The organism is Clostridium sp. MD294 (genome assembly GCF_000364165.2).
GTDB lineage: Bacteria > Bacillota > Clostridia > Lachnospirales > Anaerotignaceae > Coprocola.
Map to the genome: position 1 here is coordinate 2,219,183 of NZ_CP097810.1, position 23,144 is coordinate 2,242,326.

The 23,144-nt window shown below is 28.9% G+C and carries 23 protein-coding genes; 1 reads left to right on the top strand and 22 read right to left on the bottom strand.

Annotated features, from left to right (window positions below; genetic code table 11):
• Positions 1-50: 50 nt before the first annotated feature.
• The 13 genes from C820_RS11035 to C820_RS11095 all read right to left on the bottom strand — a co-directional run bounded on the left by C820_RS11035 (position 51) and on the right by C820_RS11095 (position 12,674).
• The gene (locus tag C820_RS11035) at positions 51-764 is read right to left on the bottom strand and encodes a pseudouridine synthase (protein ID WP_004033891.1); all 714 of its coding nucleotides are present in this window, start codon (positions 762-764) and stop codon (positions 51-53) included.
• Between the two features lie 189 nt (positions 765-953).
• A complete protein-coding gene (locus tag C820_RS11040; RefSeq protein ID WP_004033890.1) occupies positions 954-2,126 on the bottom strand; it encodes a D-alanyl-D-alanine carboxypeptidase family protein in 1,173 nt (390 codons plus the stop codon).
• A gap of 65 nt (positions 2,127-2,191) precedes the next feature.
• Positions 2,192-2,725, bottom strand: coding sequence for an SMC-Scp complex subunit ScpB (gene scpB / locus C820_RS11045; protein WP_004033889.1), 534 nt, complete (start codon positions 2,723-2,725; stop codon positions 2,192-2,194).
• Positions 2,706-3,488 (bottom strand): segregation and condensation protein A, encoded by a 783-nt coding sequence (locus tag C820_RS11050; RefSeq protein WP_004033888.1) that lies wholly within the window; start codon positions 3,486-3,488, stop codon positions 2,706-2,708. Before C820_RS11050 ends, scpB begins: the two co-directional genes overlap by 20 nt.
• 42 nt (positions 3,489-3,530) lie before the next feature.
• Positions 3,531-4,166 (bottom strand): site-2 protease family protein, encoded by a 636-nt coding sequence (locus C820_RS11055; protein WP_004033886.1) that lies wholly within the window; start codon positions 4,164-4,166, stop codon positions 3,531-3,533.
• Positions 4,167-4,293: 127 nt separating this feature from the next.
• Entirely contained in the window at positions 4,294-6,534 is a 2,241-nt protein-coding gene (locus tag C820_RS11060) for an EAL domain-containing protein (protein WP_004033885.1), read from the bottom strand.
• A 17-nt stretch (positions 6,535-6,551) separates the two neighbouring features.
• Complete coding sequence (locus C820_RS11065) at positions 6,552-8,159, bottom strand: flagellar assembly protein A (RefSeq protein ID WP_035295499.1); 1,608 nt, start codon at positions 8,157-8,159, stop codon at positions 6,552-6,554.
• Positions 8,160-8,358: 199 nt separating this feature from the next.
• A complete protein-coding gene (locus tag C820_RS11070) occupies positions 8,359-9,111 on the bottom strand; it encodes a hypothetical protein (protein WP_004033883.1) in 753 nt (250 codons plus the stop codon).
• Positions 9,098-9,565, bottom strand: coding sequence for a hypothetical protein (locus C820_RS11075; protein ID WP_004033882.1), 468 nt, complete (start codon positions 9,563-9,565; stop codon positions 9,098-9,100). Before C820_RS11075 ends, C820_RS11070 begins: the two co-directional genes overlap by 14 nt.
• A complete protein-coding gene (locus tag C820_RS11080) occupies positions 9,562-10,065 on the bottom strand; it encodes an RNA polymerase sigma factor (protein WP_004033881.1) in 504 nt (167 codons plus the stop codon). The genes C820_RS11075 and C820_RS11080 overlap by 4 nt, the downstream gene beginning before the upstream one ends.
• Positions 10,066-10,198: 133 nt before the next feature.
• Positions 10,199-10,891 (bottom strand): metallophosphoesterase, encoded by a 693-nt coding sequence (locus tag C820_RS11085; RefSeq protein WP_004033880.1) that lies wholly within the window; start codon positions 10,889-10,891, stop codon positions 10,199-10,201.
• A 25-nt stretch (positions 10,892-10,916) separates the two neighbouring features.
• The gene (locus C820_RS11090; RefSeq protein WP_004033879.1) at positions 10,917-11,855 is read right to left on the bottom strand and encodes a hypothetical protein; all 939 of its coding nucleotides are present in this window, start codon (positions 11,853-11,855) and stop codon (positions 10,917-10,919) included.
• A 21-nt stretch (positions 11,856-11,876) separates the two neighbouring features.
• Positions 11,877-12,674, bottom strand: a complete 798-nt coding sequence (locus C820_RS11095) for a GTP pyrophosphokinase (protein WP_004033877.1) — start codon at positions 12,672-12,674, stop codon at positions 11,877-11,879.
• 214 nt (positions 12,675-12,888) lie between these two features.
• On the opposite strand from C820_RS11095, the gene C820_RS11100 reads away from it, so the two are divergent.
• Positions 12,889-13,851, top strand: a complete 963-nt coding sequence (locus C820_RS11100) for an ROK family protein (protein ID WP_004033875.1) — start codon at positions 12,889-12,891, stop codon at positions 13,849-13,851.
• Between the two features lie 41 nt (positions 13,852-13,892).
• On the opposite strand, the gene C820_RS11105 is transcribed toward C820_RS11100, so the two are convergent.
• Genes C820_RS11105 through cobJ form a run of 9 tightly spaced genes read right to left on the bottom strand, consistent with a single transcriptional unit; the run spans position 13,893 to position 23,132 of the window.
• Positions 13,893-14,600 (bottom strand): endonuclease V, encoded by a 708-nt coding sequence (locus tag C820_RS11105; protein WP_004033871.1) that lies wholly within the window; start codon positions 14,598-14,600, stop codon positions 13,893-13,895.
• A gap of 30 nt (positions 14,601-14,630) precedes the next feature.
• Entirely contained in the window at positions 14,631-14,891 is a 261-nt protein-coding gene (locus C820_RS11110; protein ID WP_004033869.1) for a DUF6442 family protein, read from the bottom strand.
• A gap of 18 nt (positions 14,892-14,909) precedes the next feature.
• Positions 14,910-15,557, bottom strand: coding sequence for a precorrin-8X methylmutase (locus tag C820_RS11115; RefSeq protein ID WP_004033867.1), 648 nt, complete (start codon positions 15,555-15,557; stop codon positions 14,910-14,912).
• The gene (locus tag C820_RS11120; protein ID WP_004033865.1) at positions 15,558-17,066 is read right to left on the bottom strand and encodes a cobyric acid synthase; all 1,509 of its coding nucleotides are present in this window, start codon (positions 17,064-17,066) and stop codon (positions 15,558-15,560) included.
• A complete protein-coding gene (locus tag C820_RS11125) occupies positions 17,054-18,097 on the bottom strand; it encodes a pyridoxal phosphate-dependent aminotransferase (RefSeq protein ID WP_004033863.1) in 1,044 nt (347 codons plus the stop codon). The genes C820_RS11120 and C820_RS11125 overlap by 13 nt, the downstream gene beginning before the upstream one ends.
• Positions 18,097-19,083: an adenosylcobinamide-phosphate synthase CbiB gene (gene cbiB / locus C820_RS11130; RefSeq protein WP_004033861.1), complete on the bottom strand. Its 987-nt coding sequence runs from the start codon at positions 19,081-19,083 to the stop codon at positions 18,097-18,099. Before cbiB ends, C820_RS11125 begins: the two co-directional genes overlap by 1 nt.
• A complete protein-coding gene (locus C820_RS11135) occupies positions 19,080-20,450 on the bottom strand; it encodes a cobyrinic acid a,c-diamide synthase CobB (protein WP_004033859.1) in 1,371 nt (456 codons plus the stop codon). The genes cbiB and C820_RS11135 overlap by 4 nt, the downstream gene beginning before the upstream one ends.
• Positions 20,447-22,411 carry a precorrin-6A reductase gene (gene cobK / locus C820_RS11140; RefSeq protein WP_004033856.1) on the bottom strand — a complete coding sequence of 655 codons (1,965 nt, stop codon included), beginning with the start codon at positions 22,409-22,411 and terminating at the stop codon, positions 20,447-20,449. Before cobK ends, C820_RS11135 begins: the two co-directional genes overlap by 4 nt.
• Entirely contained in the window at positions 22,401-23,132 is a 732-nt protein-coding gene (gene cobJ / locus C820_RS11145; RefSeq protein WP_004033854.1) for a precorrin-3B C(17)-methyltransferase, read from the bottom strand. Before cobJ ends, cobK begins: the two co-directional genes overlap by 11 nt.
• Positions 23,133-23,144: the final 12 nt, after the last annotated feature.

Here is a 23,144-nt window from a genome sequence, read left to right on the forward strand (position 1 = left end):
TTATTCCCTTTTCCCCCATATTTTTCACCTTTCTTTACTAAAAAAACACTTTACAAACTTTTTAAATAACTAATTTCTTTTTGTGTCAAATATCTATAGTTCCCTTTTTTCAAATCTTTTAAAAATAATGTTCCTGTTCCAATTCTTTTTAATTGTGCTACAGGGTGTTTAATTGCTTGACACATTTTTCTGACTTGTCTGTTTCTTCCTTCTTGTATTACAATACGAACAGTGGTATATTTTTTTTCTTTTTGCAATATTTCTAATTTTGCTGGCTCTGTTTTTTTGCCATCAATTACAATACCTCTACGAAATTGTATTATATTATGCTCTGAAGGTATTCCAAACAATTTTGCTTCATATGTTTTTTCAATATGATGTTTTGGGTGTGTCAAATGATATGTCAAATCGCCGTCATTTGTCAATAAAAGCAATCCTGATGTATCATAATCTAAACGTCCTACAGGATATACTCTTTCAGTAACATCTCCTAGCAAATCCATTACAGTAGGTCTTTGAAATTGGTCTTTTACTGTCGTAACATAACCCTCTGGTTTATGAAGCATAATATATATAAAGTTTTGTTTGATTTCTACTTTTTTATTTTGATATAATATAATATCATTTTGAGTATCTATTTTTGTACCTAATTCTGTTATTACTTTTCCATTTACTTGTACTTTTCCCATTACAATCAACTCTTCTGCTTTTCGACGAGAAGCAACACCTGCTTCTGCCAAAAACTTTTGCAGTCTAATTTCCATATACTTCCTCCCAAAATACTACTTTTATAAACTTTTTATTATATCTTCTAATCCTCTTATTAATGCGTGTTGTAAAACACTTATATTATTTTTGTAGTTAGGCTATTTCATTTTAATAATTTTAAATTCTTCACTTATCATTGCAATTGTTTTTTTATTTTTTTTACTCCTTCCCCATACGATATAAAATTATTTCAATTTTTTATCTAAAGGAAAATCATTCCATTTTTTTGTTAAATATTCTAGCATTTGTATTAGTGTATATCTTTCTGCTTCTTCTGCTGCTATAATATCAATTTTGGCAATACAACTGTTCCCTAACATAATTTCTGCTGTTCCTAATTTTTGTCCTTTTAACACAGGTGCTTCCATTTCACTTATTTGTGTAGCATATATCTGTATATTATCAAGTTCTTCTTGTGAAAATAATCCTTCAAAACCGTCTGCTAATATCGCTGGAACACTTTCCTTTTGAGAATACAGCACCGTTGTAGGTTTCAATTCTTGTCCTTCTTTTGCAATAATTTCTTTTTTATAGTTATTAAAACCATAGTCCATAAGTGCCTTAGTGTCTTTCCATTTTTGTTCTCTTCCTTCTTTTCCCCAACCACTTGCTAATACTGTTGTAATTAACATAATATCATCTCTTTTTGCTGCTCCTACAAAACACTGTCCTGCTTTATTGGTATAACCTGTTTTTACACCCATTGCTCCTTGATATTCTTGTAAAAAGCGGTCTTGATTTGTAATATAATAATATTTTCCTTCTCCACCTTTCATAGGTAATGTAACAGAAGGTGTATTTATAATTTCTACAAATTTGTCATTTTGTAGTGCATAACGAGCAATCAAAGCCATATCTTTCGCTGTAGAATGATGTTGGTCAAATGTCAAATGCCCATCTAAACCATTAGGAGAACCAAAAACAGTATCCTCTGCACCAATTTCTTTTGCTTTTGCTGTCATTTTTTCACAAAATTCATCTACACTTCCTCCAACTTGCTCTGCTAATGCTACTGCTGCATCATTATATGATTTTAGCATCATAGCATATAAAAGGTCTTCTTCTCTTATTTGCTCTCCTGCTGTCAAATTCATACGTACCTGAGGTGATTTTGCTGCTCTTGTGCTTACAGTAATCATTTCATCTAGATTACCTTCTTCTAATACAAGTATTGCTGTCATAATTTTAGTAGTACTTGCCATTGTCAAAGGCTCTGTTTCATTTTTACCCCAAAGCACACGACCACTTTCTCCGTCTATCAATACTGCTCCTTTTGCTGCAACAGAAGGTGGTTCAGAAGCATATGCTGTTTGGCAAAATAAAAATAGTGCTGTCATATAAATGAATAATTTTTTCATACAATCCCTCTTTTTTCTCTTTTGGATTAGTATGTCAAATCAGTATCAAAAATCATCTGGAAATTTTACACATCTATTATAGTATTTGCTTCTTCCTGTAAAGGAGGTAATTCATTTGTAGATTTAAAACCAAAATATCTTAAAAATTCATTTGTTGTACCAAATAATATTGGCTTTCCAGGCACATTTAGTCTTCCTGTTTCACAAATTAAATTTTTTTCTATTAATTTATTTACTGCATGGTCAGCACTAACACCTCTAATTTCTTCTATTTGTGCCTTTGTAATAGGCTGTTTGTAAGCAATAATTGCTAATGTTTCTAAAAGTGCTTGTGTCATGCCTTGCCTTTTAGGACTTTTATACATATTTCTAATAAATTCAAAACATTCTGCTGCAGTACACATTTGATAACCATTATCAATTTCTATAATTCGTATGCCTCTTTTTTCTGTTTCATATTTTTCTGCTAATGTCTTAATAATTGCTTTTGTTGTTGCTTTATCTAGTTCTATTGTTTGAGCAATAGTAGCTAAAGGTACTGCTTCTCCCGAAATAAAAAGCAATGCCTCTACCACTGCTTCAAACTCTGTCAATTTCATTATTATCACTTCCATTTACTTTTGTAATTAAAATTTCTGAAAAAGTTTCTTTTTGAGAAACAGAAACTTCTTTCATTTTTATCAGCTCTAGCAATGCTAAAAATGTTACAACAATTTCCATTTTTACTGCTTCAGAGCGAAAAATAGTATAAAATGAAACAGAAGAACGAAGTATTAACAAATCTCTTATATAATCTATTTTTTCATCAATAGTATATAAATCTCTCTGTACAGATTTAAAAGAACTTCTTACTCTATCTACTTTTGTTTCTCGTCTTTTCATTACTTCTGTAAATGCTTCGTATAAATTGTTTAATGTAATGCCACATAAAAATTTTTCTAAATCTACATTTTCCTCATTACTTTGTTTTAATTTTTCTATTGCCTTATCTGCTTCTTTATATAATACTAATGCTGCTATTTCTTCTCTCTTTTTAAAGTCTTCTGTAATTTCTTTAAACTTTTTATATTCCAACAACTTATTTACTAACTCTTCTCTTGGGTCTTGTTGCTGTTGTTGTTCTTGTTTTTGTTTAGGTAAAAGCAATTTTGATTTTATCTCAATGAGCGTCGCTGCCATAATTAAAAATTCACTCATATTATCCATATTTTTATATTCAGCTTGGTCTAAAAAAGCAATATATTGCTCTGTTAACTGTGCGATAGGAATGTCATAAATATCAATTTCATTTTTTTCTATTAAATGAAATAATAAATCAAAAGGCCCTTCAAATGCTTCTAGATGTACATTAATGCTCCTCACAACAATTTCTCCTTATTAAAATATTGCTTATAGCGTATCATATTACAAAAAGAAAAGCAACATTTCCATACCTCTTATAATTGTTAGTGAAATCGTATCTAATAAAGAACCAAATACACGAAATACCAGTAAAAATATAAAAATAACTTGTATTATTTTTTCATATTGCATATAAGTAAAATATTGTTTTGCAGGTAATACCAATGAAAGTACTTTAACACAATCCATAGGAGGTACAGGTAAACAATTGCAAACTGCAAAAGATACATTATACAAAATTAATACATTTAAAAATGTACTCACAGCACTATTATAAATAGGAAGTATTTTCCAAATAATCAATGCTATAAATGCTAATATTATATTTGCTACACTAGGCAATATTGCCACTAACAAAGAGTCTTTTTTTCTATTTTTATAATATAGTGGGCTAGTGCGAACTGTTTTGCTCCAACCAAAAGCACCATATCCTTGTAAAAATGTAATAATAAATAATATTGCTCCTATTGGTTCTGTATATTTTAATGGGTTTAATGTTAGGCTTTTTTCATTTTTAGGTACCACATCTCCTAATGCAGTAGATACTGCTGCTCTTGTAAATTCATGACAAGTTACAACAATAAAAAAAGAAATTATACCAAATAATATCTGTAATAATATATTTCTACTAAAAAACATAGCTTACTCCTTATAAAATATATTTAGGCTATTTTCAATGGAAAACCTATCAACCTATTTTATTTCCTTATCTAATTAAGAAGCTGTTTTTCTTCTTTTTATATTAGAAAAACAGCTTCTTGTATTGTTATATTTCTTCATAGAAAATCATTTCTTCTAATTCTTCTGATGATACTGGCTCAGTATAAGAATATCCTTGTATAATAGAGCAACCCATAACCTTCAAAAATTTTACTTGCTTTTCTGACTGAATGTGTTCTGCTATAATTTGTATTCCTAATTCTTTGGCAATATCAATTATATTTTTTATAATAATGCGGTCTTTTTCTGTAGGGTCTTCTTGAGGTAAAAATTCGCCTGATAATTTAATACTATCTACAGAAACCCTTCTCATAATATCTAGAAAAGAATATCCACGACTAAAATCAGCTATAGAAATCATAAAACCATATTCTTTACACTCTGTAATAATTTTTGTATTTCTATCAATATCATCATAAATTGCTTGTTCTGCTATTTCTAATATTATAAGAGAAGGTGATATTTGATATCTCTCTACAATTGTTTTTAATTTGTTTACAAAATCTGTTCTATGAATATTTAGTCTTGAAATACTAACAGTTATTGGCAGAGGTACCAGTCCTCTATCAATACAGTCTTTTTGTTTTTTGCAAACTTCTTCCAATAATATCATATCAAAATTTAATAATATACCTGCTGTTTTTAATACAGACGCAAAATTTTCAGACATAATAAAGCCTTTCTGAGGATGTTTCCATACTGCAATTGCTTCTGCTCCTATAAATTCTTTTTGTTCTGTATCAAACTGTATTTCAAAATAAGGAATAAATTCTTTATTTTGTAATGCTGCAAGCATATCAGGCAATAATTCATTATGAAGTAAAATTTGCTGTCTTAATTCTTTGTCATAAAACAATATTTTTTCATCATGAGATTGTTTTGCCAATTCCAATATTGCAATAGTATTCGGTAACATTGTTTCAAAACTTTCTTTTTCACTTAATAAATTAATTGCTGCAGAATAGGTAATTGCATCATTATATATTGCTTCTCCCTCTCTGATTTTAATTTGACTTAAATTTGCTATAATTTCTTCTATACGTCTTGTTACTTCTGATTTGTTTTTAGCTTTTAGTAAAAGTCCAAAATAGTCCTCTTTCAATCTTGCTGCTATTTCTTCCTTTTCTAATGATGTACTAATAATATCTGCTGTTTCTCTTAAAATTTGACTTCCCTTTTCATAACCAAATGTATGATTTAATATATCAAAATCATCTATGCCAATCATAGCAAATGCATAACCATTTTTGTTTTTACTTTTATTTTTGTTAATGTTTTCATAAAATTTTTGTACTTCCTGTTTATTTTCTAATGATGTAATAGTGTCTGTGCCACCTACTACTTTTTTATTTCCTTTATGATTTGCTATTATAATTGCTGCTAAAATTATTATTACAATATCAATAAGTAAGGCAAATTTTATTACAATATCTGTCACATTTTTCATAGAATATTTTCCTGCTGGTATCACAGAAATCAAATACCAATCATTCCATTCCAAAGGGCGATATGACATATAATTTACATTATGTTCTCCAGTAACAAATCTTATAATACCTGTTTTTCCTTGTTTCATTTCTTGAGGTAATTTTGATAATTCACTGACAGAATAAAATGCGGTATTTCCTTCAAAAGTATTTTCATATTGAAATCCAAAAGGATAAACTTCATTTTCTGGTAATGCAACTGCTTCTCCTGTATTTTTTAAAATATAATGTGCTCCTTCTTCAGCAAATAATGTTGTTTCCATAATCTGAGAAAAATCTTCTGCTTTATATACTCCTGTTAAAGCACCTATTAACTTTTGTTTTTGTGTAACAGGAACAGATATTGTTAATATATTTTCTCCTGCATCTGTTGTAGTCACATCTGATATTACAATATTATTTCTTTTTACTCTAGCAATGATAGTAACTTGTTTTCCCTGTTCTCCATCAGAATTTCTCATATTACCGTCCATATCAATCAAAAGCACTTTGTTATATGCTTCATCTTGTGCTAGCATTTCAATATCTTCTATATTTTTTTGTGAAAAGAGGTCTTCTTCTTTTCCTATTATGCTTGCTGCTGCTCTAAGTTTTTCTATATCAGAAGAAATTTTTTCTGATACTAAATCTGCTCCTTCTTGTGAAATTTCATTTAATAATATTTCATTGTTTTTTTCCAACGCCATTCCCATATAATAAATGGAAAATTTTGTAACAACTGCTATCAAAGCAATAACAACTATCATAGCATAAATGAAAAATCTATTTTCTTTTTTAAAAAATTTATTTAAAAATTTCATTTTTTTCACCTAATTCCTTAATATTTAATTTTCCATTTTCCTTCTATTTTCCTAACAGAACATTTTTGTTTTAATTCTTTATTATGATAGTTTCTATTTTCCATTAAAATCGTCACATTAGGATATAATTGTTTTTCTATATAAATTCCTATTGTTGCACTTTTCTTTATTTCCGCAAGGCGTCCTTCTAACTGTATTAACTTTGTTTCTAAACGTTTTTCTGCCATTCTCGTCTGAAATAATGACACTTTTGCTTCTTCTAACTTCTCTGCATCTTTTAATTTTACTTTTCTTTCTTGCTCTTCTACTGCTTTTTTACACTCTTTCCATTCTTTTTTTGTATCAGTAATATCTTTAACTAATTCTTTAGGATAATTAACTTCTAACTTTGTTAAATTATATGCAGAATTTCCTACCTCTGATGCTAAAATTTCTACTGCTTTTGCTTTTCCTCCAATAATAAAACCATACTTTCCAGAAAGTTTTATTTTCTGCTCTGACTCTATATTAGAATTCAACACATAATCTGCATAAATATTTTTCTTAGCAAAAACATTAGCATGTTCAATAAATAAAGCACTTACCTCTCCTCTCGCCTCAATCTCTGATAAACCGCTTCCTTTAATTCCTCCACGTACTACAATATCATTACTAGAGGATAATTTAGCATCTTCTACAACACCATCTACAATGATATTACCACTAGCCTTTACTTTAAAACCAGAATGAACATTTCCTTTTACATAAATAGAACCTATAAAATTTAGATTTCCTGTTGTACCATCTACATCATTTACAACCATTACTTTATTAATGGAAACTTTATCATTTCTAAATAATATTTCTCCTTCAGCACAAGCTACAATCAATGTTTCTGCTCCATCTTCTACTACTTTAGTATCTTTTCCAGCATCAACTCTTGCCTTTACACCTGCTTTGCCTTCAATAACATTTCCAAAAACATCTATACCATCTTTTCCTGCTGTAGGTTTTGTAATTCTGCACAATACATCATTTTCTTTTGCTTGTTCTACATGCATCAACTCTTTATAGTCCGCAATACCGGTAACAGGGTCAACTTTAGGCATCCATTTTTGGCCAACATTAAATTGAAATTCTACTTTGCCATCTTCTCCTGCAACTGCAGGAATTCCTTCTGCAATAATAAAATGGGTATTGTAAACAGGTGCTCTTGATAAACGTTTTACATAAGCTTCTTTAATACCATATGTTACACCACATTCTTCTAGTATGCTAGAAATCATTTCATGGGGTATTTTTTTTCCTCTTATTTTTGGCTGTGTTATATAAATTCCCATTTTTACATTGTTTTCATCAAAATCCACTTTTACAGTAGAGTCTGGCAATGCTCCAAATACCATACTTCTTTTTGCTTCAAAATCATTTTTTGTTTCTTTTACAACAGGTACTTTTTTACTTTCCATTTCCTGCAAAATTAAACTAAAAAATTCTTTTACTGTTATTTCTCCATACTTTTCTAAATCAAATTCAAACTCTGGTGTCTTTGCCAGCAACGCTTTGACTTCATCATGAGATAATTCTACACGTTGTATATCACTAGCCTCTTGCAACATACATTCTAATAGGCTTTGTCGTTCACTCATATTTATCACGCCTTTCTTACCTCATTTTTTGTAGTTTCCTTTTTTATCTATTATTTTTTGTGTCCTCCTTGTTTTTATATTTCAGTATATCATAACTATAGTAACATTTCAATAAAAAAAGGACTCTTTTTCCTCTAAATTTTGTTTAAAAAATCCATTTAATAGAACAAAAGGCAGTTATATACCTGCCTTTTACATTTTATTGCTCTTCTATTCTTTTTTCTAAAAAAATAGGTTCTACTATTTTCTCTCCTTTTTCTAAATTTATTTTTTCTTTCTGTATTTGTAAATCATGTTGTTGTACTTTTATTTCTTCTATATCATTTTTTATTTCTTCGTCATAAGCAGTTTGTTTTTCTTCTGGCTTTGCTTCTTCTTTTATAGTATTCTTTAATTCTGTTTCATAATATTTTTGTTTTTTATTGTCTTTTTTATAAGCAACAAAATTGTCGTCCTCTGACCTTAACAAATCAATGCCTAATTTTAGTAAAACAATAACAACAAGCAATGTTGGTACTTTACTTAATACAACATAACAAAACCAAAATATTCTACCAAACCAATTTGTAAAATATCCTATAATATTGTATACAAAAGTATATATAGCCAAAAAGATACAAAATAGTCCTATTAATTTTCTTCTTTTGAAAAACATTGGCTCTGCTTCTTCTTGACAAAAAGATTTTAATTTTTGATAAAATTCTGTATCTGTTTGGTATCTTTCTTCTTTGGTATCACCCTTATAGCGAAAAACATCAAAAAAACTATAACACCATACTATAGGCAACATACAGCTAATAATTTCAAATCCTCCCCTTGTCAAAAAAATCAAACCTATAGGAGCTAAAAACAATGACATTAAAAATACACCCTTTTTTAACATACCTAAATACATATGACTCATACCAGGTACCATAGCAAATAAAAATACAAGCAATTTATTTTTCTCCATAAGGTATCTTCTCCCTCCAATCTAATTTATCTAAAATTTGTTGATATTTTTGAGATACATCGTGTAGTACATTTTGATTTTGCCAGCTAAATTTTTCTAATTCTTCCTCAAAACGTTCTACTGTATCATACTGCTGTGCCATTGTTGTCCAAGAAAACGCTCCTGATGTCCATAATATCATTGAAATACAAGCTGCAGCAACTGCTGTACCAAATCTTTTTTGAGCTAAAAAAGCTGTTTTATGTTTCACTCGTTTTATTACACGTTTCGCAATATTTTCTTCTATTTCTAATAATGTTATTTTTTCCATTTCTATTAAGTATTGTTCTAAGCATCTATCACAAAAAGAAAGATGTTCGGATAATTCCAGCCTTTGCATTTCACTTGCTTTTTCAGTTACCAATAAAAAAAAACCTTCTGCTGTGATATGTCCATTTTGATTAAAAATAGTCATTCATTTTCCTCCCCTTTCTTCATTTTTTGTTGTAATATTTTCCTGCCGCGATAAATTTGTGTTTGTACTGTTTTTTGAGGACGTTGTAGTATTTTTGCAATTTCACAAATAGATTTTCCTTCTAAAAAATACATACGACTGACCATTTTATAGGGTTCTTGCAAATTTAAAATGTACTTTTTAATTTTTTGCATACTTTCCTTCTGTAAATATAGTACTTCAGGTAAAGGATACGGGTCTTTTTCTCCTTCACTAATTTCTATACGTTCTTTACGAAAATATGCACTTTTTAAATAATCCTTTGCTTTATTTGTTGCAATACGAGCTAGCCAAGGTTTTACAGTTTCTATTTGACAACTTTCTCTGTGGGTATAAGCAGAAAGAAATGTTTCTTGTGTTAAATTCTGTGCTTCATGATAGTCATGCACCATTTGATAACAGATGGTAAATATTAGCTTTTCATATTGTTCTATGCTTTTTTGCCATTGTTCTGTTGTCATCTTTCTGCATTCCCCCTTTCTGCCAAATATTAAAACTACATTTTTATTTGCACCCTTATAAAGTAAAACGACAGAAAGAGTAAAAAAACTTCAAAAAAATAAAACTTTCTAAATTAATTTTTTGAATTTTTTATTATAGTGGTATTTTTTTAGGACAAAAATGAATACTATCACAAGATACTAAATCATAATATATCATATCCTGCTTTTTTAATAAACTATTTTGCCAATACTGTTCTCCATGTAAATGAGCATAATATAAATGCGTTACAGGATATTTTTTTATAATTTCTAAAAAATCAGAATGTTCTTTTTTATCATTGGTAGGCGGAAAATGGAGCAGTACAATAATTTGTTCTGCTCCTTTTTTCATAGCATCGTCTAAAGACAATTTCAATCTTATTACTTCTCTATGGTATATTTTTTCATATTGTGGTGTAAAAAAGGTATCATTAGGACAAATCCAGCCTCTTGTACCACAAATAAAAACATTATCATATTTTATACTATTATTTCGTAAAAATATAATGTTATGATACATTTTTTGTATTTTAGAAATATTACTCCACCAATAATCATGATTTCCACAAATACAAATTTTCTTTCCTGGCAATGTTTCTATAAAATCAAAATCTGGTTTTGTCTGCTCTATTGTCATTCCCCAAGAAATATCACCTAAAAGCAATATTGTATCTTTTTGCTGTATACATTCTCTCCAATTTTTTTCTATTTTTTGAATATGATTTTTCCATTCCTTGCCAAATCTATCCATTGTTTTATTTACTCCAAGACCTAAATGTAAATCCCCTATGGCAAATAATGCCATATTGCTCCCCCTCTCTTTATTGTATCTATACAATATAGTTTTGATAGAATGTATTATCTATAATATCCCTTATTTTTTCTAATTCTATACTGTATTGATAGTAACTTTTATCATCAATATATATCATCACTAATTTATTATCCCATAAATACCAATCAAACACACGCTTTTCCCACAGTATTTCTGCTCCTTCATCACCTTCTGTAAAAAAAGTTCTTCTATTATTGTTTTTTAATATTTCTAGTATTTCATCTCTCATATAATTTGTATTCTCTAATACTTTACTAAAATATGGTGTTTCTTTTTCATAATATGGTATTGGTGTAAATTGGTCTGTTTCTAGCAATGTTAACAGAGCATCAAAATCTGTAATCATTTCATTTAACTGAAGTAATCTATTTTCTGCTAAACTGAGTGTTGTTCCTACTGCTCCACAATTCAAAGCACTACCCACTGCTGAAATACTTTCTTCATATAATACACTTATTATTTTTTCATTTGCTGTTTGTACTCTATAATACGTAGTAATAATTTTAGGTTCTCTTTTACTTTCTCCCTCTGTTGCAGTAGAAACTGTATTTTGTTCTGCAAAAAAATTTGTAGAACCTTCTCTTAAAAGTACTGTTTTTGCAATATCATTATTTACTTGTTCTAATAAAATCTCTTGTTTTGTGTCTTCTGGTAAAATACTAACACTATCAATTTGAGGATAATATACTTCTGTTGTATTGTTTCCATCTGCTCCTACTAAATAATATCCTTTTTGAATAGTATAATTCAAATTTTCTGTTGAAACAGCCTTATTTTCTGTTTGGGCAAAATAAGACATATTTAAAGTATCTAATGGATTATTATTTTGCACTTCATTTTCTATTACATTTGATTGTTGTTGTGAACTACACCCTATTATACCAAATGGTATAATAATACAAGCTGTTATTAATAATACACTTACCCTTTTCATAAAAATTCCTTTCTGCTTTTTTTAAATGCGATATAATTCTGCCATAATATTTAATTTTTCATTAAATTCTCTTAATTTATCTACATCATCTGCCTCCCATAAATCTATAAATTCTTTGTTGATTTTATTCATATCATTTAATTTTGCCACAAAATACAAATTTTGTATATTCTCTAATATATTATTTACTAAATTTTGTTTAATTTCATTTAATTGTTGTGCATTAATAATTTCTCCTCTTATAGTAGACATTTCTGTATCTAAATGAAATGCTGCATCTGCACAGTTTGTTAATCTGTCTTGTATAGATTCCGGTATATTTCCACTATATTTATACCTTAAAGAATGCTCTGCTGTTGCCCAAAAATTCATAGCAAGCGTTCTAATTTGTATTTCTGCCATTACTTCTCTATAACCAAAAGCAGTATTTAAAGGATATTTTATAATAATATGATAACTTTGATACCCACTAGGCTTTTTATTTTTTACATAGTCTTTTTCTTCTACAATTTCCATATCTCGCCCATTTCTCATTTTTATCATATCAATTACTTTATAAATATCCTCTACAAATTGACATAATATTCTAATACCTGCAATATCTTCAATTTCTTGTTCCATTTTCTCATAAGAAACCTGTTTTCTTGCAATTTTATCCATAATACTTGCTGCTTTTTTAACTCTCCCTGAAACATTTTCTATAGGACAATAGACACCCAAATTTTTACATTCTTTTTGTATACTATGAAATTTTACAAGCAATTCTTCTACTGTTTGCTGATAAGGATAAAGCAGTTCTTTCCAATTTATTACTTCCATATAAAAACACCTCCATGATGAAAATATATTCTTTTATTTTCATCGTCATTATCTACATTTATTTTACAACATATTTTTAAAAAAGCCAATACAAAGCCTAAACTGTGTTTATATTGATTTTTTTTTTAATCTATTTTATAATAAAAAACAAGGGGAGATACAATTTTACATTATTACTATATTATATTGTATTAACAGGGAAGGAGTAAAAACTATGGCAAATGAAAAAAAATATCGTATTGGTATTGACTTAGGTGGTACAAACATAAAAGTAGGCATTGTAGACCAAAGCCATAAAATTATTGCAAATCATTCTGTTAAAACATTAGCAGAACGTAATTACAAAGAAATTGTAAAAGATATGGCAGATGCAGTATTTTTTGTATTAGAAAAAACAGGTATTTCTATTTCAGAATGTAGTGCATTAGGTATTGGTAGTCCTGGTTGTATTGACTCTAAAAATGGTGTTGTCGTATTTGCAGGAAATTTGAATTGGGAACATATTCCCATATTAGAAGAATTAAAAAAATATATTGATTTACCTATGGGTTTATCAAATGATGCTAACTGTGCTGCATTAGGGGAAGTTGTTGGTGGTGCTGCTATGGAATATGAAAATGCTGTTATGATTACATTAGGCACTGGTGTTGGTGGCGGTATCGTTATGAATAGAAAAATATTTGAAGGCGGTCATGCTGGAGGCACAGAATTAGGTCATATTACGATTATTTCTGGTGGTGAATATTGTACTTGTGGTAGACATGGCTGTTTTGAGGCATATTCTTCTGCCACAGCACTTATTCGTGATACTAAACGTGCCGCACAAAAATATACTAATTCTCTTTTAAATACTCTTTGTAATGGAAATTTAGAAGAAATCAATGGTATTACTCCTTTTGATGCTGCTAAAAAAGGAGATGCTGCTGGCAAAGAAGTAGTAGAAAATTATATTAAATATTTAGGAGAAGGCATTGTTAATATGGTAAATATATTCCGTCCAGATGTTGTATTATTAAGTGGTGGTGTTTGTAATCAAGGTAGCTATTTAACAGACCCTTTAAATGAATATATTAGAAAATATTGCTTTGCTGGAGAGAGAGCTTTTATTCCTCCTATTATTCGTGCTACATTAGGAAATGATGCTGGTATTATTGGTGCAGCTTCTATAGTAGAATAATTATCAGTGGAAACAAGCCCAAGTAAATACTTGGGTTTGTTTTATTGTCTAAATTCTTTTCGCTTGATATGCGTTTCTAAATCTGCATATCTTGTAGGAATAGGAATATGACTTTGTTTATCTGTTAGTAGTATTACTAATTTTGTTGCAGTATCTATATCTATGTAGTTTCCTACAGATACAAATATAGGTTTTACATTTTTACGTGTTATAACAGCTCTACCTATTATATTGTTGTCTTTTGTAATATTGGAATATTTTCCAATATCATTTTCTGGCATAACAAATTTAGCTCCCTCTACACTAAAATATTTCTTTGCAATTCCTATTGTAGGCTTTTCTAAATAAAACGATGCGTGTGTTGCCAAACCTACACCTCTTGAGTGTAATATTCCATTTCCATCAAACAAAAATATATCTGGTTTCGATTTTAATTTTATTACTGTTTGCATAATAAGAGGTAATTCTCTAAATGCTAAACAACCTGAAATATATGGAAATTTTACTTCTCCTATAAAATGTTGTTTTTCTACTACTTGTTTTGTATTAAAATCTATTACTATAACACAACATACTGCCATTTCTTTATTATTTTCTTTCCAATATGCAATATCTACTCCTGCTACTGTTTTTATATTTTCTAATGAAATAGAATTACTTTGTATTACTTTAGAGGACAATTTATATTGTATTTGAATACAGTACTGTTCTGATAAATTTAAAAACTCTGCTGTATTAAATTGTTTCATATGCTATTGCTCCTTATATTATACAAAAAATTACTTTTGTTTATTCTCTTTATACTGAAGCAATGTCAAAAGTATTGCATTTGCAAAATTTAAAATCGCCATAACAATATCATATTTCTTTTTAGATTTTCTATATTTTACAATATAGTCTATTCCACTATATGCCCAAAAAACAGAAAATACTTGTTTTGTATCTAATCCTTTTTTGATACGATAAATAGAAACACCTAAAAGTGCTGCCAAAAATGTTAATATACCTAAATGTATTACTAATTCTTTTTCTTCTTTCATATGATATAAGCCCCCTTTTTATTTTTCTCTTGTTATTAACTCATATAACAAAGCATTACATATTGCTGCTGCTACATTACTGCCTCCTTTTCGTCCCTTTGCTACAATAGAAGGTACTGATAAAGATAATATTAACTCTTTTGCTTGTATTACATTTACAAATCCTACAGGTACTGCAATAATTAGTTCTGGTTTTATTTTATTTTGTTTCACTAATTCATATATTTTAATCAGTGCAGTAGGAGCATTTCCTATTGCAAATATAAGTGGTTTTTGTAATTGTGTTGCTTTTTCCATGCTAGCAACAGCTCTTGTAATATTTTGTTTTTTTGCAGTTTCTGCAACATCTTTATCTGACATAAAACAACATACTTCACCACCCAAATGTTCTACAAATTTTTTATTTATACCAGATTTTACCATATTAGTATCTGTTACAATGCAAGCTCCTTTTTGAAGTGCTTGTTTTCCTTTTTGTATTGCATCATTGCAAAAACATAATGTACTCAAATATTCAAAATCTGCAGTAGTATGTATTACTCTTTTTATAATTGCTTGTTGCTCTTTCTGTATAATTTTATCTGAATATTCTTTTTCTATGATTTCTGTAATTATTTCGAAACTTCTTTTCTCAATGTCCTGAGGATTGATATGTTCTATATTCATTTATTCACCTCCATTTAATATATTATAAAGTACTTCCATATCTAAGCTATTTCTAATTGTTTCTGCCAATATATCATACTGTTTTTGTTTGTACTGTTTCCAATTTACAGTATTCTGCAGCAATTCCTTACTTTCTATTCCCTTTTTATCACACAATGCTTTTAACAGTGCCTTTGCAGTTTCTTCTTCATCAAAAATGCCATGTACATAAGTTCCATAACAATTTTGATTTACTGCACCATCTTTTTGAATAGTATTATTATTTTGTATAATTTCACAAATATAATTTTCATCTTTTATTTGTGTTTGTCCCATATGAATTTCATAGCCACAAAAATACTTTCCAGAAAGTACTTTTAAATCACCAGAAATATTTAAAAACTTTCCTTCTACTCTTGTCATTGTTTTTTTGTTTTGAAATACAGTACTTACAGGAAGTAGTCCCATTGCTTTTATATTTCCTTTTTTTTCTACACCATATTTATCAATAATGATTTCTCCCATCATTTGATAACCACCACAAATACCAAACACTATAACACCTTTTGCTGCTAATTTTTTAATAGCACTTTCTAAACCTTGCTGTCTAATATAAAGTAAATCTTCTATAGTATTTTTTGTTCCTGGCAATACTATCATATCTGCATTTTCTAGTTGTTCTGCTTTTTTAACATAATAAACACAAACACCTTGTATTGCTTCTAATCTATTAAAATCTGTAAAATTTGATATATGAGGTAAATGGATTACCGCAATATTTATAATCGCTTTTTGTTTTTTCTGTTCAAAACGTTCTGTTAAGCTATCTTCTTCCTCAATATCTACTGTCATATAAGGTACAACGCCTAATACCTTTTTACAACACTTTTGCTCCAAAAAATCAATACCAGATTGCAAAAGCGTAACATCTCCTCTAAATTTATTAATAATAAATCCTTTTATTCTATATTGTTCTTTTTGTTCTAAAAGCATAATCGTTCCAATAAGCTGAGCAAAAACACCACCTCTATCAATATCTCCTACTAATAACACTGGTGCATTAAAAAGTTCTGCAATACCCATATTTACAATATCATTTTCTTTTAAATTGATTTCTGCTGGACTGCCTGCTCCTTCTATTACAATGACATCATACTGTTTCTGTAACGTTTGATATGCCTTTTTAATTTCTGGTAAAAAATTTTTCTTTTTTTCAAAATATTCTTTTGCACTATAATTGCCTATTACTTTTCCGTTTAATATTACTTGAGAACCTATTTCATTTGTTGGCTTTAACAATATAGGGTTCATTAATACAGAAGGTTCTATTCCTGCTGCTTCACATTGCATTACTTGTGCTCTTCCCATTTCCAAGCCTTCTTTTGTAATAAAAGAATTTAAAGCCATATTTTGCGATTTAAAAGGTGCTACAGAATATCCATCTTGTTTTAATATGCGACAAAGCCCTGCTACAATCAAACTTTTTCCTACATTGGACATTGTTCCTTGTATCATAATTACTTTTGACATTTTTTTACCTCTTTCAATGCTTCTATCAGTATTTTATTTTGTTCATGTGTTTTTATTGCAATTCTATAATAACCATGACACAAACCTTTATAATTGTGACAACTTCTAATGAGTATTCCCTTTTTTAATAACATTTCATAGTACCCTCTTTCTGCCTTGAAAAAAATATAATTTGCAGAAGGAGTATAACAATAAATGCCTATATTTTTTAATTCTGAAAGCAAATATTGTTTTTCTTGTTGTATTAGTTGTATTGTTTTTTTTACAAATTCTGTTTCATTTAATGCCGCTATGCCTGCTGCTTGTGCGGGTATAGAAACTGCCCAACTCTGACTGACAGAACGCATTTTTTGTATTAATGTTGTATCACTACAAATACAATACCCTAAACGCAGCCCTGCCATACCATACATTTTTGTAAATGCTTTTAATATCATACTATTTTTGTTGTAATTGATTTGTTCTTTTAAACTAATTTTTTCTCCGTTTGGTATAAAATCTAAAAAACATTCATCTAAAAATAAAAATGTATCTGTTTTATGACATTGATATACTATTTTATATAATAGATTATTTTCAATCAATACTCCTGTGGGATTATTAGGATTACAAAGTATTATAACATCTATTTCCTCTGTAATTTCATTTAAAAACTGCTCTGTTAAACAATAGCCATATTCTTCTCGTAATGTATGATAAATAATAGTACAATTTATAGTATTTAATGCTGCTTCATATTCTGAAAAACTAGGTGCAAGTAATAATGCTTTTTTAGGAGATTTTGCTAATACAAAACGAAATATTAAATCTGCTGCACCATTACCACACAATATATATTCTGGTTTTATATTTTCTTTTATGGAAATGCCTTTTGTTAGTTCTCTACAATAAGGGTCTGGATAATTTACACAGTTTTCAATAGCATATTCTGCTGCCTTTTTTACAGTATAAGGCATACCAAAAGGATTAATATTTGCTGAAAAATCTAATTTTACATTGTTGCTATAAATATCTCCTCCATGTTGATACATCAAATTTTTCTCCCCTTTTTCCATTTATTTTCTGCCAATACTGCAAATATAGAAAATACTGCTATTGCTATAGCACTCGTAACATAAAGCAATTTATTTGCTCTTTTTATATCTTCTATTTCAACATTCCTTTTTTTATCTCCTATAAAAGGTTTTGTATATTTTTTACCAAAATACCAAGCATCTCCAGCTAATTGTATTGCTAATGCTCCTGCACAAGCAGCTTCTGTTTGTGCAGAATTAGGACTTGCGTGTTTTCTTTTATCTCTTATCCATATTTTAAAACTATTTTTACTATCATATCCTAATAAAGCTGCTGCACAGCACATAAATATTGCTGAAAGTCTTGCAGGAATATAATTTACAATATCATCTAGTATTGCTGCACATTTTCCAAAATAAATATACTTTTCATTTTTATAGCCAATCATGGAGTCCATTGTATTTATCGTTTTATAAAATACTCCTCCTAATGCTCCAAAAAATGTCATATAAAATAATGGAGCTACTACACCATCAGAAGTATTTTCTGCTACTGTTTCTATTGTTGCCTTAATAACACCTTGTTGTGTCAAATTTTGGGTATCTCTACCTACAATGCGAGAAACAGCTTTTCTAGCATTTTTTAAATCTCCTTTTTTTAATTCTTTATATACTGCCATACTTTCCTTTTTGAGAGATTTCATGGCAATCATATACCAGCAAAGTATTATTTCTATTAAAAAAACTGCTCCTTTTGACAAAATCCTTATTAAAAATAATAATAATGCAGTAATAGTTAATGTTATTGTTAATACAATAATAACTAAAAACATTCCTGCCTTTTCTTCTTCTTTTTTCGTTTTGTCAAAATAATTTCGCAATATATACTCTGTTTTAGAAATGATATTTCCTATACCACAAATAGGGTGAAAATTTCCATGTGGGTCACCAAAAAGCATATCCAAAAAAAATCCTAACAACATTATAATGACATTTTTTTTCATACCTTTTTATTTTCACTCCTTTGTATACATTTTTTTATCCAATTATCTGCAAAATTTGTATTTGCATAAAAATGAATGTGAGCAAAACCTGCAAAAATATTGTCATCACTATAGATACAATCCCAGCTTATTTCTGAAAGAGGTTTTTTTGCTGTAAAAGTATTTTGTTGTTGTGTGCTTTGCCAATAGTGAAATTCATGAGCATTAATACATTCTCCTTTTTTACATAAAAAGGTATCCCTATTAGCACGTAATGTAATATAACCAAATTGCTTTAATTTTTCACTTTTATATGCTTCAGCTTTTATTATTCCTAACATAGCATATTTTTCACATTGTGCATTTTGTAATGTTTCATGTAGATACAAAAAACCACCACATTCTGCAAATACAGGTAGTCCTTTTTTAATTTCACATTGTATACTTTTTATCATAGAAGTATTTTGTGAAAGTGTTTGAGCATACAATTCAGGATAGCCTCCTCCTAGCATTAAACCATCTATGTTTTGAGGAAGTGTTTTATCTTCTAAAGGACTGAAAAATGTAATATGACAGCCTTTTTGTTTAAGATATTGTATATTATCTTGATAATAAAAACAAAAAGCATTATCTTTTGCTATTGCAATGTGACATTTTTTATATTCTATAATATTATTTTGAGTATAAAAATAGAGTTCTTCTGCACTTTCTGCCAATGATACTATCGCATCTAAATTTACTGTTTTTTCCATCTGTTCTGCTAAATCATTCATTTTTTGTTGAAAATACTCTATTTCTGAAGGTATTACTAAACCCAAATGTCTGCTATGTAATGAAAATTCTTGTTTTTGAGGTAAATAACCATATACTTTTATAGGTAGTTCTTTTTCAATAATTTCTTTATATTTTTTATAAAGCACTTCTGAAATACCATTTAACAATATACCTTTTATATTGCTATCTTTTTGATATTCCAAAAAACCTTTTAACAATGCTACAACAGATAAACTCATACCCTTTGGCTGTACTACCAATATCACAGGTGTTTTTGTTAATTTTGCAATATTATAGGTACTTGCTTTTGTACTAATACCTGCCAAACCGTCATAATATCCCATAACACCTTCCAGAACAGCGATTTGTTTTTCAAAAGCATTTTGACAAAATAACTGAACTGCACATTTTTCTGATGTTAAAAAAGTATCTATATTATAGCAAGGCACTTTTAATATATGACTATGAAAAAGTGGGTCTATATAGTCAGGGCCACATTTAAAACTAATAATATCTTTTTGTCTTTTTTTCAGTGCTGCTAAAAAGCCGCAAGTAATTGTTGTTTTGCCTGTACCGCTTGCAGGTGCAGCGAAAAGTATTCTCGGAATTTTCATATTGGTGTTCTCCTTCCGCAGAATATAAAAACAGTATTTTGTGCTTTCATAATGTGATAATTTTTTACTGTTTCACTTTTTGATACACTCATTTGTGTACATTGATACTCTATACCTAACTCTGAAAAACATTGTTCTAAATCTCGTATTGTTTCTAATGTTATAGCTGTTGCTACAATCTCTACAGAAGGATTTTTTTGTAATGCTATTTTGATACTTTGCATTGCTGTGCCACTGCTTCCTCCTATAAATATTTTATTTGGTGCAGGCAATGTTTGAAGTACATCAGGAGCTTGTCCAGAAATAATATTCATATTATAAACATTCCACTTTTTTTTATTTTTTTCAAGCAATGTAATTGCCTGTTGTTTTTTTTCTATGGCATATACCATGCCAAAAGGACATTGTAATGCTATTTCTATAGAAACAGAGCCTGTTCCTGCCCCTATGTCCCACACAATATCATTCTGTTTTAAATCCATATAACTTATTGCAATGGTACGTACTTCTCTTTTTGTCATAGGCACAGCATCTCTTATGAAACATTCATCTTTTATACCTATATTTTGTATCTTCTGTAATGTATTATTATTTTCAATATATAATATTGCTAATAATGATGTTTCTATATTTTGAAATTGTTCTGCTGTACCTTCTGTTATTTTTTCTGTTTCATAACTTAAATTCTCACCAATTACTACTTTCACATTTGTTAATGCTCTATTACAAATTTCTTTGCAAATATTTGCTGCATCATGTGCACTACCCAAAAGTACAATTGTTTTGTGATATTGTAATACATATCCTATTATATTTTGATATTGACCATGTGTACTAATTAGTTTGGCATCTTCCCAATCAGTATGCAATTTTGCCATAAAATAACAGATGGAAGGTACACCACTTATTGTTTTGATTGTCACATTTTCAAGCAAATCATATAATTTTTTTGCACCACTATAATAACCAATATCTCCAGAAAAAACTACTACAATATTGTTGTAATTTGTATTTTGTTTTATAAAATATGCAATTTCATCACTTTTATAACAAATAAAAGTATTTTTTTCTGTATCTCCTATCGTTTCTATCATACGTTTTGCACCAATAATGCAATCTGCTTTTTTCAAAACTTGTTGTGCTTGTTGTGTCAATGTATTTCTTCCTGCACCTATTCCCAATAACGTCACTTGTCTTTTTACAGAAATATGATATTCCTTTTTTAGTTGTTCTATTAAATCATAGTATAAATACCCTTTTTGTTTTTCTCTTCTTCCTATAATTACAACAACTGCACCAACCTCTTTTGCTGCATCAATTTTTTGTTGAAATCCTCCTACATTTCCAGACTCTTTTGTAACAATATATTTTGCATTGATATGTTTCATTTGTGCAACATTCATTTCTTTTGAAAAGGCTCCTTGCATACAAATAATATGTTTGGCACTTAAGCCATCATTTTGACACTGTGTTATTACTTCAGCAGAAGGCAGTACTCTCACATATATTCTTTCAGAAAAATTATGTAATTCTTTATATTTTTGTAATTCTTTGCTTCCCGTTGTTACAAATATATTCCCTTGTGTATTCTGCAAAAAATCGACAGCTTTTTCTATACTTTCTACCCAAATACCATACTCTGTATGGCAGCTTTCTCTTAATAACCTATAATATGTTATATTTTCACTTTGACAGGCTTGTTGTATATTTTTTGTTACCTCTAAAGCATAAGGGTGTGTAGCATCTATTACACATTGATAATTCTTTTGTTTCATAAGCTGTATCATTTGCTGTAAATTTTTTCTGCCTTCCAATATATTAATATTGTCTTTTTTTTGTAATAACTTTTGTCCATATTCTGTAGCAACACAAATATCTATATTTGTGTTTGTATCACACAAATATTCCATCAGTTTTCTTCCTTCTGTTGTACCTCCAAAAAGCAATATGTTAATTCCCATAAGTATACCCTCTTGGTGTTATCATTTTTCCTTTGATTATTTTTGTTTGGCTGTTTCCTATAAAAACAGTTGTAAACATATCTGTCTGTGTTTCTCTTAACTGTTTTAATGTCATAATATAACTTTGTTGTCCTTCTCTCGCAATATTTTTTACAATGCCGCAAATCGTTTCTGGCTTTTGGTACTGCAATATTATATCACAAGCTTTTTTTAAATAGTCTTTTCTTTTTTTGCTAGAAGGATTATAAAAACAAATCACAAAATCTCCTTGAGCTGCAAGTGAAATTCTTTTTTGTATCAATTCCCATGATGTCATTAAATCACTTAAACTAATTACTACAAAATCATGAGAAAGTACTGCACCTAATACAGCACTTCCGCTCAAACAAGCTGTTACACCTGCAACAACTTGTATTTCTATATCTGTATTTTCTGCTAATTCATACGCAAGTGATGCCATACCATATACTCCACTATCACCACTAGATATAATAGCCGTTTGTATGCCTTTTTGGCATTGTTGTATTGCATAAATAACTCTTTGTTTTTCTTGTGTCATACTACTTGTATAATATTGTTTTTGAGGAAATTGTTGTTTTATTAAATCTATATATACACTATAGCCTACAATTAAATCACATTCTGAAAGAATGTGAACTGCTTCTGTTGTGAGTGTTTGTCCTCCTGCTGCTCCAATCCCTACAATATATAATGTATTCAAAATGTTTTCCTC

What these genes read in the sequence shown, in the direction of transcription:
- C820_RS11110 (WP_004033869.1), bottom strand. Translation starts at nt 14,891, where the DNA reads ATGAAAGAAGAAAAAGAATTAGTAATACATTTAGGTATATTAACATTT.
- C820_RS11040 (WP_004033890.1), bottom strand. Translation starts at nt 2,126, where the DNA reads ATGAAAAAATTATTCATTTATATGACAGCACTATTTTTATTTTGCCAA.
- C820_RS11085 (WP_004033880.1), bottom strand. Translation starts at nt 10,891, where the DNA reads ATGGCATTATTTGCCATAGGGGATTTACATTTAGGTCTTGGAGTAAAT.
- C820_RS11075 (WP_004033882.1), bottom strand. Translation starts at nt 9,565, where the DNA reads ATGACTATTTTTAATCAAAATGGACATATCACAGCAGAAGGTTTTTTT.
- C820_RS11080 (WP_004033881.1), bottom strand. Translation starts at nt 10,065, where the DNA reads ATGACAACAGAACAATGGCAAAAAAGCATAGAACAATATGAAAAGCTA.
- C820_RS11070 (WP_004033883.1), bottom strand. Translation starts at nt 9,111, where the DNA reads ATGGAGAAAAATAAATTGCTTGTATTTTTATTTGCTATGGTACCTGGT.
- C820_RS11120 (WP_004033865.1), bottom strand. Translation starts at nt 17,066, where the DNA reads ATGTCAAAAGTAATTATGATACAAGGAACAATGTCCAATGTAGGAAAA.
- cbiB (WP_004033861.1), bottom strand. Translation starts at nt 19,083, where the DNA reads ATGAAAAAAAATGTCATTATAATGTTGTTAGGATTTTTTTTGGATATG.
- cobK (WP_004033856.1), bottom strand. Translation starts at nt 22,411, where the DNA reads ATGGGAATTAACATATTGCTTTTTGGAGGTACAACAGAAGGAAGAAAA.
- scpB (WP_004033889.1), bottom strand. Translation starts at nt 2,725, where the DNA reads ATGAAATTGACAGAGTTTGAAGCAGTGGTAGAGGCATTGCTTTTTATT.
- C820_RS11095 (WP_004033877.1), bottom strand. Translation starts at nt 12,674, where the DNA reads ATGGAAGTAATAAATTGGAAAGAACTGCTTTATCCTTATCAGCAAACA.
- C820_RS11125 (WP_004033863.1), bottom strand. Translation starts at nt 18,097, where the DNA reads ATGTATCAACATGGAGGAGATATTTATAGCAACAATGTAAAATTAGAT.
- C820_RS11060 (WP_004033885.1), bottom strand. Translation starts at nt 6,534, where the DNA reads ATGAAATTTTTAAATAAATTTTTTAAAAAAGAAAATAGATTTTTCATT.
- C820_RS11100 (WP_004033875.1), top strand. Translation starts at nt 12,889, where the DNA reads ATGGCAAATGAAAAAAAATATCGTATTGGTATTGACTTAGGTGGTACA.
- C820_RS11035 (WP_004033891.1), bottom strand. Translation starts at nt 764, where the DNA reads ATGGAAATTAGACTGCAAAAGTTTTTGGCAGAAGCAGGTGTTGCTTCT.
- C820_RS11115 (WP_004033867.1), bottom strand. Translation starts at nt 15,557, where the DNA reads ATGAATATAGAACATATCAATCCTCAGGACATTGAGAAAAGAAGTTTC.
- C820_RS11105 (WP_004033871.1), bottom strand. Translation starts at nt 14,600, where the DNA reads ATGAAACAATTTAATACAGCAGAGTTTTTAAATTTATCAGAACAGTAC.
- C820_RS11135 (WP_004033859.1), bottom strand. Translation starts at nt 20,450, where the DNA reads ATGAAAATTCCGAGAATACTTTTCGCTGCACCTGCAAGCGGTACAGGC.
- C820_RS11055 (WP_004033886.1), bottom strand. Translation starts at nt 4,166, where the DNA reads ATGTTTTTTAGTAGAAATATATTATTACAGATATTATTTGGTATAATT.
- C820_RS11090 (WP_004033879.1), bottom strand. Translation starts at nt 11,855, where the DNA reads ATGAAAAGGGTAAGTGTATTATTAATAACAGCTTGTATTATTATACCA.
- C820_RS11065 (WP_035295499.1), bottom strand. Translation starts at nt 8,159, where the DNA reads ATGAGTGAACGACAAAGCCTATTAGAATGTATGTTGCAAGAGGCTAGT.